The sequence below is a fragment of the Roseobacter sp. HKCCA2468 genome, from assembly GCF_037805105.1.
GTDB lineage: Bacteria > Pseudomonadota > Alphaproteobacteria > Rhodobacterales > Rhodobacteraceae > M30B80.
On the sequence record NZ_JBBLYN010000005.1, the window covers coordinates 105,056 to 117,397 of the forward strand.

Here is a 12,342-nt window from a genome sequence, read left to right on the forward strand (position 1 = left end):
AATCCCTTACTCGCTTTGCGCGGAATTGGCCTGTTCCTCATCGCGCAGGCGATGCAAATGGGCGATGAAGTAGCGCATATGCGCATTGTCTACTGTGCGCTGCGCTTCAGATTTCCATGCGTTATAGGCGCTGTCATAATCCGGGAAAATTCCCACGATATGAATATCGTTCACATCGCGAAACTCCGTGCGGGCCGGGTCGACCAATTCGCCCCCAAACACCAAATGCAGACGCTGTGCCATAGATTATTTCCTTAACAAGAAGCCTTGAAAACCTGCGCGCACCCTAAGGTTTTGGCTCAGGCGGTCAAGCCAGTTTGACCCGAAAGCCGCGCCATGAATTTATCCACCAAGGCGCGTGATCCTGCAAAAACGCCCGCACTTCGCGGGTCGGGGCGATTAAAGCGCAAATCCTGCCCCTCACGGTCGCAGACCTTGGCACCTGCCTCGGCGGCAATAAGGCTGCCTGCGGCGCTGTCCCATTCCCAAGTTGGGCGAAAGGTCAGCATTCCATCATAGCGCCCTTCGCCCACAAGGGCCAAACGATAGGCGAGAGAGGAACGAAAATGGCGGCTCACAGGTGGCGCGCCATGTGGCCAATAGCGCGGTTCAAAATTGACCTTGGTTGTCAGAATACGCGCGCCCGCTTCTTCGGCATGACCTGAAATGCGCAAGGGTGTCTCATTGCACAGCGCGCCCCCATCGCGCGCAGCGGCATAAAGCCTGCCGACAGCAGGCAGATAGACCACCGCCGCACGCACGAGCCCATCTTCTACAACGGCCAATGCATGCGAGAAATCACCAGAGCCATCCATAAAGGCGCGGGTGCCATCGATGGGATCAACGATGAAACCCCGCTTCGCGGCCAGACGGGCAGGGTCATCTTGGCTTTCTTCCGACAACCACCCGTAACTGGGACGCGCGGCCTGAAGATCGCGCGCCAACATCTTGTCGATTTCCAAATCCGCTTCTGTGACGGGGCCTGCCCCTTCGGATTTTTCCCACGCCTTGGGGTCATTTTGCCAATAGCGCAGGGCAATGTCGCCTGCTGCACGGGCCGCTTCTACCAATAGGGTCAGATCATCGCGATCTTGCCGATCAGGCCCCTGCAAGCGTCATCTCCTCTACCAGAAGCGAGGGGATAACCCGCGACAGATGCGAGCGCGCATCATTAGCTGCACAGATCGTGCCAAGCATGTCGCGCAAATTTCCTGCAATGGTGCATTCATTGACCGCATAGGTGATTTCGCCGTTTTCAACCCAAAACCCTGACGCGCCACGCGAATAATCGCCTGTGGTTGGGTTAATGGAGCTGCCGATCAGGGATGTTACCAATAGCCCCGTTCTCATGTCACGCAACAGCGTCTCACGTTCGACCTTTGGCCCGACCAAGGCGAGATTGCCAACGCTTGGCGAAGGCGGGCTAGTGAGCCCGCGCGCGGCATTGGCGGTGCTTTCCAGACCCAATTTTCGCGCAGTCGCCAGATCAAGCACCCATGAGGCCAGTTTGCCATCTTGTATGAAGGCGCGTTTTTGTGCCGCCAAACCTTCGGCGTCAAAGGGGCGCGAGCCGCCTGCACGCTTGCGCAAAGGGTCTTCCAGCAGATCAAACCCAACAGGCAAAACCGCCTCACCCAATGCATCGCGCAACCAACTCGATCCGCGTGCAATCGCGCTGCCATTGATCGCGGCCAAGATGTGACCGATGAGGGTTGAGGAGACACGTTCATCAAAGAAAACGGGATATTTCCCTGTTTTTGGCTTTCGCGCCCCTGCGCGCGCAGCAGCACGCATCCCAGCTTCGCGCCCTATTTCTTCGGGGGTAATCAGATCACTGCGGAAAATACGGCCATCCCCGTAGTGATCCCGCTCCATGCCTGTGCCTTCCCCTGAAATCGCCACGCAGGAGAGGCCATAATCACTGCGGGCGTAGCCGCCTGCAAACCCGTTGCTGCCCGCAAGAAAGATCGTGCGGTGGCTGTAGCCTGCATTTGAGGACTGAATTTGGGTGACTTTGGCAACGGCGCGGGCCGCAGCCTCGGCGCGGCGGGCTTCATCCTCCATCTCGGCGGGCAGAGGTGCCGCGCCGTCATCGCTCAACTCAAGACCTGATGCATCGCGCATTGAGCTGAATTGCGCGGGATCGGCCAAGCCAACGGTTGGGTCTTCCGGGGCAAGCCGCGCCATAGTCACCGCGCGCGCGGCCATGTCACGCAGCGTGTCTGGGCGTAAATCTGCCGCCGAAACACAAGCCTGCCGTTGGCCCACCATGACGCGAAGGCCCATTTCCGTGCCCTCGGATCGTTCTGCCTGCTCTAACGCGCCATTGCGCAAGCTCACCGTTTGCGAGACCCCTTGCACCACCATCGCATCTGCCGCATCCGCACCCGCAGATTTGGCAATGTCCAAAATCTGTTCCGCCAGATCCCGCAGCGCCGCTGTGTTCGAAGGGCTGTCTGTCATCGCAAAGCATCCTTTCTGGCCAAAACAGCCCGTCGGGGGCTATGCGTGACCTAAGCGCTGCAAGGACGCAGCGCAAGAACCCTTAACCTTTATTGCAAAGGCATTCCGCCAATCATGATCTTTCCTTCTTGGGTCAGATCAATTGCGCTTTCAAGCTGATCTTGGCCTTCGGTTTGGGTGGCGAAAAGATCAATTGCGCCCGCGATCATCGCAAATTGGCTTGGATCAAGATGGCCCGACTGGGTCATCGCCTCTAGAAAGGTGAAAAGCCCGCGCGCGCTGATATCTACCCGCGATGGCCCTGCGCCAGATGTCAGATCAAGCCCACCTGTCGCACGGAAATCAAGGCCTGCACCCGTGAGGGTGGCCCTGTTGATTTGCAGCCGCACCAATGACAAAGGCAGACGCATCCCCGTTTCGGGGGCAGGCCCCAGATCACCCATAATATCAAGATCAATCGCACCAGTTTCGCGGGGCAAAAGACCTGCGCTATCTATCCAATCCCAAACGGGGGGTTCGGGCATGGCATCTGCCACCGATAGAGTGATGGCAAACGGCCCGCCCTCACGGTTCAATAATGGCAGATTAGCGGCCAAGCGGCTTGGCCCAATGCGCCACAAAACGGGGATTTCTTCGCCAAACTCTGCCCCCAAAAGCACGCTATCGGTGCTGAGGCTTGCGCCGAGACTGTCGCTTGTTTCCTCGTAGCCGAGATGACCCGCCCCAAGCGCGAAGCCAAGCCGCCCTGCTTGATCCAGCCCCATCGGCTTTGCAAAAGCAGAAATCGGATCGGTGGCGACCAGTCCATTGGCCGCCTCAAACCCAAGTGAAGCTGTCTCACCCCAGCCATCAAGGGTAAGCACAGCCCCCTCAAGCGCGAATTGGGCCAAAGCCCCTTCCGCGATTGCGCCTTGCACTGTGCCAAGGCCAAAACGATGCGCAATGGGTGTTGCCGAAAATACAGATTGTCCTTCAAAGGTGCTGCTGCGCAGGGCAAATTCACCCGCTTGGATCAACACGCCGCCCAAAGCCTGAAAGGCCAATTCTTCTGCTTCTGCATCCCACGTTAGCGTCGTGATGCCGTTTGCACTTTGCACCGTCACCTCAGGCACTGCAGGCAGATCCACCACCAGATCCCGCGCGGGCTGATCTGTAGGGGTCAGCGCGATCACAATCGCCTCAGGCAGCGTGATCACCACATCACCTTCCGCGTTTAGGGCAAAAAAAGCGCGGGCCGTTCTTATGCTTGTATCTACGGTCGAATGCGGATCATCCGCTTCGATCATTTGCAGGTTCTCTACCAACACCTGTGTGCCGATTACCTGTGGCGCGTCAAAGCGGAACTCATGCCCTGCATCTGCGGCGATTTCGCGGAACGTCTCAAGCGCCATGTCAACGGGCGCGAGGCTTTGTGCAAAGGCAGGCAGCGAGGACAGGACAAAAGCCATAGATAGAGCTGGACGCCAAATATATTTTGAATTCATCTTTGACATTCACAGGCCCAACGGCGACACCGACAGTATGTCCCAATGTTTCGCCCCCTGCGCTTAAGGTCAAGCGCCGATCCGCCTGCCCAAGAAATAGAAAGCCCCGCGATCATGTCTCATCTCTTTGAAACCGACCTATCGGGAAAAACCGTTGCAATCACAGGCGCAAGCCGTGGGATTGGGGCAGAAACAGCCGCGCTCTTTGCCCAGTCAGGCGCAAAAGTTGCATTATTGGCGCGCTCAGCGGCGGATTTAAAAAACGTGGCAGACTCAATCGGTGAAGGGGCGCGGGCCTATCCCTGTGATTTAGGTGAGATAGGCAAGATTGCCCCGCTCTTTGAGGAGATCAAAGCCGAGCTTGGCCATATTGATATCTTGATCAACAACGGCGCGCTGATTGCACCCATCGCCCGCATGGGGGAGGCAGATTTGCAGGCGTGGGATAATCTGATGCGGGTGAATGTCACAGGGTTATTTGCAACCACACAGGCCTGTTTGCCCGATATGGTGGCGCGCGGCGTAGGCACAGTCATCAATATTTCGTCAGGGGCGGCGAACAATGCCTATGAGGGGTGGAGTGCCTATTGTGCGTCAAAGGCGGCTGTGGCGATGCTGACACAAAGCCTTGATTTGGAATATCGTGATGCAGGTATCCGTGCGCTTGGGATGTCACCTGGGACTGTCGCCACGCAGATGCAACGCGATATTCGGGCGAGTGGGATGAACCCCGTGTCGCAGATTGATTGGGCTGACCATATCGCGCCGCATTGGGTGGCGCGCGCGCTCTTGTGGATGACCACATCCGAAGCGGATGGGCATCTGGGCCAAGATATCAGCCTGCGCGATCCCGCTTTGCGGAGCAAACTGGGGCTTGTGTGAGGCGAAAAGGAATTTTGCGATGATCAGGTTAGAGAGTTTCCCAGAAAGCATGCCCCAAAGCCAAGCACCGCTGTGGCGCGTGACGCTTGATCGTCCCGACAAAGCGAATGCCCTGACCGAAGATATGCTTGCCACCTTGGTCAGCATCGCCAAACAGGCACAGGCGCATCCCAACTTGCGCGCGTTGGTTATTACAGGGGCGGGCGAAAAGGTCTTTTGTGCGGGCGCGGATTTGGACGCGGCCCGCGCGGGTCTGGCCACCTCGCCCCTGTGGGAGGCGTTGTCAGGCGCGATTGCCGCGCTGCCCTGCCTGACGATTGCGGCTCTGAATGGCACATTGGCAGGCGGCGCTATGGGTATGGCATTGGCCTGTGATCTGCGCCTCAGCGTTGATCGCGCCTCATTTTTTTACCCAGTCGCAAAACTTGGGTTTTTGCCACAGCCCTCAGACCCCAAACGTCTGACGGCGCTCATAGGCCCTGCGCGCACAAAATTGCTGCTGCTGTCAGGCGCAAAATTTACCGCAAAAGAGGCCCTGTCCTTTGGGCTGATTGACAAGATCGTGCCGCAAGAGGCGCTTTGGCAGGAGGCGCAAAATATGGCCGAGGCCGCGATTTCGGGCAAAGCCGAGGTGCTGCGCGCCATCAAGGCGATGATCCCTGACGGCACGGCATGACGGGCGGACGCGACCCTATCACATTGGACGTGATGATCATCGGCGCGGGGCCGAGCGCGCTGATGGCTGCCGATTATTTGGCCCATGCTGGGCGGCGGGTTGTTTTGATGGAGGGCAAAGCCTCCCCCGCGCGTAAGTTTCTCATGGCGGGAAAATCAGGGTTGAACCTCACAATGGACGAACCGCTTGAAGCGTTTCTTGCGGCCTATGGGCCATCGGCTGCGCCACTTGCGCCGATGATCCGCGCCTTTGGCCCTGAAGAAGTTATACGCTTTACCCGCGATACATTAGGGCAGCCGATCTTTACAGGCAGCTCACGGCGTGTGTTCCCCAAGGCGATGAAAGCCTCACCCATGCTGCGCGCCTGGCTGCAGCGCTTGGGCGGGCACGGCGTGGAGATTTGGCACAATTTCACATGGGATGGATGGGGGCCAGACGGGGCGTTTCACTTTTCCACAGCAGAAGGGCCGCGTGAGATCACAGCCACCACAACGCTCTTGGCCCTTGGGGGGGCGAGTTGGCCGAATTTAGGCGGGCGCGGCGAATGGGTTGAATATCTGAGCGCGCGCGGGGTCGAAACGGTTCCGTTTCAGCCAATGAATATGGGGTTTCATATCAAATGGTCAGACCACATGCGCCCGCATTTTGGTCATCCGCTCAAATCCTTGATCTTGCGCGCGGGCGAAAAATCTGTGGCGGGTGAGATCGTGATCACCGCCAAAGGTATTGAGGGTGGCGGGGTTTACGCCCTCTCGCGCGAGATGCGAGAGGGGGCGATGCTCAGCCTTGACCTCTGCCCTGACCGCAGTCTGGAAGATGTTGCGGCGCGTCTTGAAAAAGGGGGCAGGCGCAAGGACAGTTTGTCGAATATCCTGCGCAAATCCCTTGGGATAGACGGGGCAAAGCGCGCAGTTTTGTTCGAAATGTGCAAATCCCTGCCCACTGAGCCGAAAGCGTTGGCAGAGCGCATCAAAGCCTTGCCCATCCCCCATAGCGGCCCGTTTGGATTGGATCGCGCAATCTCTAGTTCGGGCGGTGTGGCATGGTCTGCGCTAGACGAGACTTTGCAGCTTCGCGCCCTACCAAATGTCTATTGTATCGGCGAGATGGTCGATTGGGATGCGCCTACGGGTGGCTATTTGCTGACAGCCTGTTTTGCCACGGGCCTTTGGGCGGCGCGTGCAGCAGCCTAGCGCGCGTTGCGCGGCATCATGGCCAAGCGGATGAGACTGCGCTCCATCACTGCCAATTGCGGGGCTTGTGAACTTGAGCGGAGGGTCAAATCCGTCTCGATCAGGCTTTGCACCGCATCCTCAAGGCGTGTAGCGCCCCAAGCCTGCGCTTGTTTCACCATGCGATCCCTGCGCGGGCCAAAGACACCTGTTTTCGGGGACAACCCAGCCGCTGGCCCCTGTGGATGGCAGCCAGCCATATGCAGCGTGCGAAAATGGCGCAAGGCCGCGATACAAAGTGCAACCGCCGTGACCCCCTGACCACCAAGCCGTGCCATCAGGGCACCAACACGCGCATGGGCGCCTTCGGCAGCGGCGTGTAAGATTTCGTCAATCTCCGCATCAATCGTGGCAGGCGCCAATGCTGCCACCTCCGCCGAAGAGAGAGGGCTCTCATCACCCAGTTTATAAAGGGCCAGCTTTTCCAAGAGCTGCCTGAAATCGCCAGGATCAAGCGCGCGGGCGAGGGCGGCCAAGTCACGAGAGGCATCTTGCGCGATTGCAGATAGCCCCGCCTTTTTCAATTCGGCCTCGACCTCAGCCTGACTGGGCGGGTCATCATAAACGGCGATACAAAAAGCCGATTTTTGGGTTTCAAACAATTTTCTCAGCGCCGAGCGTGGTGTCAGTTGCCCTGCGGTCACAATGATTTGGGCGTCACCTGCAGACCATGCGTTTATGGCGCTTGTAATTGCGGCGGCGGCGGCATCTGTCGCATCTTCGACAAAGACGGCACGCGGGCCTGGAAAGAACCCTGTCGCCTTAATCGCGTCCAAAAGAGCCGCAGGATCACTGCGCAAAGATGCCCCCATCATACGGGTAAGGCGCATTTCGCCTTCGGCATCTGGCCCCAAAAGATTGGCAAGCAGGTCTTGGCGCTTAATCGCCACCCGCATCGCATCTGCCCCATAAATCAGAACGCCTGCCGCCCCTGTATCGGGGCGGGTGATAAACCGCGCCGCCTCTGAGGTGGAAAGCTTCATCGGGTTACATTGCCTTAAATAACGACATTCACAATCCGCCCTGGCACAACAATCAGCTTGCGGGGCGCGCGACCTTCAAGCGCCTTTGCCACAGCCTCATCCGCCAGAACCAATTTTTCAACCTCTTGTTGCGGCATATCTTTCGCAACGGTCAGTTCCGAGCGGCGTTTGCCGTTGATCTGGATGGGTAAGGTGACGGTATCGGACACCAACATCGCCTCATCGGCTTTGGGCCACGGTGCGGTGGCTACCAAACCAGACCCGCCCTGACGCGCCCAAATATCTTCGGCCAAATGTGGGGTCATTGGTGACATGAGCTGCGCCAAGGTCAGGATCGCCTCACGCTGTGCGGCGGCCGAGGCGTTCGATTTCGCCAAAGTGTTGGTAAAGGCATATAGTTTGGCGATAGCCGCATTGAAGCCAAAGCTTTCAATGCCGCTTGTCACATCAACAATGGCGCGGTGCATGGCGCGCAGTAGGTCTTGATCGCCTGAGCCTGCCGAATCTTTCGGCATATCCGCGATTTTTTCGCTCAAGGCCCAGACACGGCCCAAATGTTTAAACGCGGCTTCGGCCCCCGCCGCCGTCCATTCCACATCCCGCTCGGGCGGGCTGTCAGAGAGGACGAACCACCGCGCGGTATCGGCGCCATATTGGGCTATGATCGCCACAGGATCGACCACGTTGCGTTTCGATTTCGACATTTTGGCGGAAGGGATGATCTCAACCTCGCGGCCATCCTTGAGGAAACCTTTGCCTTCGCGCAGCTCGACTTCTTCGGGGAAGTGATAGACGGGGCGACCATTTTGATCGCGGGTTTGATAGATCGCATGGGTCACCATGCCTTGGGTGAACAGCGCGTTGAACGGCTCGGCGCATTTTGCGGGCAAATGCCCCGTCTTTTGCATCGCACGCGCGAAGAAGCGCGAATAAAGAAGGTGCAAAATCGCGTGCTCAATCCCGCCGATATATTGGTCTACATTCATCCAATATTCGGCCTCGGCCGCATCGGTGGGCGTGGTGGCGCGGGGCGCGGTGAAACGGGCGTAATACCACGAGCTGTCCACGAATGTGTCCATCGTGTCGGTTTCACGCTGCGCAGGCGCACCGCAGCTAGGGCAGGCGCAATCGCGCCAAGTCGGGTGACGATCCAGCGGGTTGCCTGGAATGTCGAAACTGACATCGCGCGGCAATTCGATGGGCAGGTTTTCCTTCTTCTCAGGCACCACGCCACAGGTGGCACAATGCACCACAGGGATTGGACAGCCCCAATAACGTTGGCGGCTTAAACCCCAGTCGCGCAGTCGGAACTTGGTCACGCCTTGACCCCAACCCTTCGCCTCAGCGAGATCAATCGCGGCATCCACTGCGGTGTCACCTGTTTGCACCGCCTCGCCTGCAAAGCCGCGAATATAGCGCACACGCTCGGCTTTGGTTGGCACGAAGGCTTCGGCCAAGGGGGCTTCTTCCGCGCCCTCGGCCACAAAAACGGGGGTGATCGGCAGATCGAACTTGCGCGCAAATTCAAAATCGCGCTGGTCATGGGCAGGGCAGCCGAAAATTGCGCCCGTGCCATAATCCATCAAAATGAAATTCGCGATCCAAACGGGCAATTCCCAGGACGGATCAAGCGGGTGGCGCACACGTAGGCCCGTATCACGGCCCTTTTTCTCGGCTTTTTCCAAGGCTTCGGCAGTTGTCCCCCCCTTGCGGCAGTCTTGGCAGAATGCGGCAATCTCGGCGTTTTCTGCTTCGAGTGCTTTGGCCAAGGGATGATCGGGGGAGATACCCACAAAACTGGCCCCCATCAGCGTATCAGGGCGGGTGGTGTAAACATCAATCGTGCTGTGACCATACGCAGCTGCGGTCAGCTCAAAGCCGAATTGCAGCCCGCGGGATTTGCCGATCCAATTCGCTTGCATCAGGCGCACTTTTTCGGGCCAATCGTCTAAACCATCCAGCGCGCCAAGCAAATCATCGGCCATGTCGGAGATTTTAAAGAACCATTGCGTCAGCTCGCGCCGTTCTACGTCAGCACCCGAACGCCAACCTTTGCCATCGATGACCTGTTCATTGGCAAGAACCGTCATATCGACCGGATCCCAATTCACCACCGCGTTTTTGCGGTAGACCAAGCCCTGCTCTAGCATATCAAGAAACAGCGCTTGTTGCTGTCCGTAATATCCAGGATCACAGGTGGCAAATTCCCGATCCCAATCAATCGACAGGCCCAAGGGTTTCATCTGGCCGCGCATTGTGTCGATGTTTTGATATGTCCAATCGGCAGGGTGGCCGCCATTTTCCATCGCGGCATTTTCGGCAGGCATCCCAAAGGCATCCCACCCCATAGGATGCAGCACATTAAATCCAGTGGAGGATTTGAAGCGTGCGATCACATCACCCATCGTGTAATTGCGCACATGGCCGATATGGATGCGCCCCGATGGGTAAGGGAACATCTCAAGCACATAGTATTTTTCACGCGCAGGATCGCGCTTGGCCTTAAAGATTGCGGCCGCATCCCATGCCTGCTGCCATTTCTCTTCAATCTGGGACGGATCGTAGCGCGACATTGCGAACTCCTGAAACATGGGGCTTTCGGGCCAAACGGGTATAGTCGGGCGCGTGTTTAAGCCGCCCGCTTGAAGAGGTCTAGGGGGATGGCGTGAATTCGCCGCCTGATTACAGGCCCGAGTCGCGGATGCGCAATTGGCGGGCGCGGGTCAAGATCGCATCTTCGATCTGACGCGTGGTTTCGCGGCTGACAGGGCCACCGCGCGTGGCCAATGCAACGCGCAACGCGCGTGCATCCAATGCGGGGTCACTGACATAGACCGTTGCGCGATAGGCTGTGCCGCCACCTGGTGGCGTGCCATAGCCAAAATCAATCACGCCTGAGAATGGATCAGCTGATTCAATCGGCAAGAAGTCTAGCACTTCAAGCGTGGCGTTCCAGATGTAACGATTGACTTCAACGGTGACATTCGGGTCATCCACGTTCTGGAACAAATCCCAGATGGTTTCGCGCTGTGGCTCTTGTGCGTCTAGCGCGGCGCGTTGTTCTTCGGCGGCCTCAGACCCGCCCAAGCTGCCACCCAACCGCCCGCAAGACGCAAGCGCCAGTGCGGTCGCAACAACCAAGATAGCTTTGCCAAAGCTCGAAAATGCCATGTGACTTTGCCCTTTCGTCCATATTGCGCACTGCGTGCAACGCGGGGGGCAAATGACTTCGCCCGTTGCGTGCCTCTTGGTAACTTAGCCCCGCCATTGCGGCAAGGACTTTGATATTATCGTCAAATTAGACCTAAATAACACACTGTGGCATCTGTGCATCAGAGTTGGCCCAAGATGAAGATGTCTGTCACGGCTTCGTTGCAATGCGCGGCTTGATGCGAGAGAGAAAGGCATACTCAATTCGGACTTCCCCGTCTTGAGGTGCACCTTAGAAATCAATTACGAGGGAAAAACCATGAAAAAGGTTCTCTTCGCTACTACTGCTTTGATTGCAACCGCAGGCGTTGCATCTGCAGACATCACTTTGACTGGCTCTGCTGCCATGGGTCTGACCCACGCAAACGACCGCACAACCAATGACGTTGAACTAGACTTCAACATCGTTGGCTCCGGCACTGCAGACAACGGCATCTCCTTCGGCGCGAAAGTCGGTGTTGATAACCAAGTCAATGGCGAAACTAGCACACCAACTGGTCCTGCAGAAGATGCAACTGCATTCGTTTCGGGCGCATTTGGCACACTCACCATGGGCAGCGTTGACCCTGCAACTGACGGCATGGGTGTTCCTGATGTTGGTCATCAAGGCGCAGGTGCTGACGACGCAGGTGAGACCAACAAAACTGCAGGCAGCTCTGCTGACGTTAACTGGGCGTACTCTGTAAATGGTCTCAGCGTTCTGGTGGGCTACGACTCCACCACAGAAGATTCATCTGCACGCGTTAGCTTTGACGTAGGCACCGTTGCTCTGTCGTTGGGCGTAGCGAATAACCGCAATGGCGCGGCTGACACAGACACCACTACTGCAATCCAAGCAAGCACCACTGTTGGCGGCATTGGCTTGACTGCATACTACGAGACATTTGATGACGACAGCGCAAACACCGAAACTGACGGTGTAGCAGTGTCGGCATCTTTCGCTCTTGACGATGCAACAACCATCACTGCCGTTTACTCCGACAACGATGCTTCCACCGAAGCTTCCTACGGTTTGGGCGCAAGCATGAACCTCGGCGGTGGCTTGAGCCTCGCAGGCGGCATGGCGTCTTCCAACGACGACACACGTTGGGACTTGGGTCTGAACATGAGCTTCTAATCCTTACGGATTACTTGTTTGGGAAAGAGCGGGCTTCGGCTCGCTCTTTTCTTTTAATGAAGGCACTAACTAATATAAGTGAGCTTGAACATGCGTTTCCACGCAACCATCGCCGCAACCGTCGCCCTACTGTTCACTGCTAACGCTGCGAACGCAGACACTGCAGTTATTGGTGCAGTGCGCGACATCCACCGTGGCGGCTATGGCGGCATGATTGAGTATCACTGGACTGAAACCTTAGCTGCAAAACCCAATTGGAGTGCAGGTTGGGCTAGTGCTGCACACACAGAAGCTG

The 12,342-nt window shown here is 57.4% G+C and carries 12 protein-coding genes; 5 read left to right on the top strand and 7 right to left on the bottom strand.

From position 1 onward, the window contains the following. Positions 1-6 precede the first annotated feature (6 nt). From AAC620_RS11460 to AAC620_RS11475, 4 genes are all read right to left on the bottom strand, one after another. Positions 7-243, bottom strand: coding sequence for a DUF4170 domain-containing protein (locus AAC620_RS11460; RefSeq protein WP_317656784.1), 237 nt, complete (start codon positions 241-243; stop codon positions 7-9). A 56-nt stretch (positions 244-299) separates the two neighbouring features. Then, entirely contained in the window at positions 300-1,112 is an 813-nt protein-coding gene (locus AAC620_RS11465; protein WP_340245111.1) for a 3'(2'),5'-bisphosphate nucleotidase CysQ, read from the bottom strand. Beyond that, positions 1,099-2,463, bottom strand: coding sequence for a TldD/PmbA family protein (locus tag AAC620_RS11470; RefSeq protein WP_340245113.1), 1,365 nt, complete (start codon positions 2,461-2,463; stop codon positions 1,099-1,101). The genes AAC620_RS11465 and AAC620_RS11470 overlap by 14 nt, the downstream gene beginning before the upstream one ends. 89 nt (positions 2,464-2,552) lie before the next feature. Beyond that, complete coding sequence (locus AAC620_RS11475) at positions 2,553-3,911, bottom strand: DUF2125 domain-containing protein (RefSeq protein ID WP_340245114.1); 1,359 nt, start codon at positions 3,909-3,911, stop codon at positions 2,553-2,555. Between the two features lie 150 nt (positions 3,912-4,061). On the opposite strand from AAC620_RS11475, the gene AAC620_RS11480 reads away from it, so the two are divergent. The 3 genes from AAC620_RS11480 to AAC620_RS11490 are packed head-to-tail and all read left to right on the top strand — an operon-like array spanning position 4,062 to position 6,698. Next, complete coding sequence (locus AAC620_RS11480) at positions 4,062-4,829, top strand: SDR family oxidoreductase (protein WP_340245116.1); 768 nt, start codon at positions 4,062-4,064, stop codon at positions 4,827-4,829. A gap of 19 nt (positions 4,830-4,848) precedes the next feature. Beyond that, positions 4,849-5,505, top strand: a complete 657-nt coding sequence (locus AAC620_RS11485; RefSeq protein ID WP_340245118.1) for an enoyl-CoA hydratase/isomerase family protein — start codon at positions 4,849-4,851, stop codon at positions 5,503-5,505. Continuing rightward, a complete protein-coding gene (locus AAC620_RS11490) occupies positions 5,502-6,698 on the top strand; it encodes a BaiN/RdsA family NAD(P)/FAD-dependent oxidoreductase (protein WP_340245120.1) in 1,197 nt (398 codons plus the stop codon). The genes AAC620_RS11485 and AAC620_RS11490 overlap by 4 nt, the downstream gene beginning before the upstream one ends. On the opposite strand, the gene holA is transcribed toward AAC620_RS11490, so the two are convergent. The 3 genes from holA to AAC620_RS11505 all read right to left on the bottom strand — a co-directional run bounded on the left by holA (position 6,695) and on the right by AAC620_RS11505 (position 10,891). Beyond that, complete coding sequence (holA, locus tag AAC620_RS11495; protein ID WP_340245122.1) at positions 6,695-7,720, bottom strand: DNA polymerase III subunit delta; 1,026 nt, start codon at positions 7,718-7,720, stop codon at positions 6,695-6,697. The two genes, AAC620_RS11490 and holA, sit on opposite strands and share 4 nt — an antisense overlap. Before the next feature lie 14 nt (positions 7,721-7,734). Continuing rightward, complete coding sequence (gene leuS / locus AAC620_RS11500) at positions 7,735-10,293, bottom strand: leucine--tRNA ligase (RefSeq protein ID WP_340245143.1); 2,559 nt, start codon at positions 10,291-10,293, stop codon at positions 7,735-7,737. A 109-nt stretch (positions 10,294-10,402) separates the two neighbouring features. After that, positions 10,403-10,891, bottom strand: coding sequence for a DUF3576 domain-containing protein (locus AAC620_RS11505; RefSeq protein WP_317656793.1), 489 nt, complete (start codon positions 10,889-10,891; stop codon positions 10,403-10,405). Between the two features lie 298 nt (positions 10,892-11,189). On the opposite strand from AAC620_RS11505, the gene AAC620_RS11510 reads away from it, so the two are divergent. Then, positions 11,190-12,047, top strand: coding sequence for a porin (locus AAC620_RS11510; RefSeq protein WP_340245125.1), 858 nt, complete (start codon positions 11,190-11,192; stop codon positions 12,045-12,047). A gap of 90 nt (positions 12,048-12,137) precedes the next feature. Then, the coding region (locus AAC620_RS11515; protein WP_340245127.1) for a hypothetical protein at positions 12,138-12,342 on the top strand (205 nt) is incomplete at its 3' end.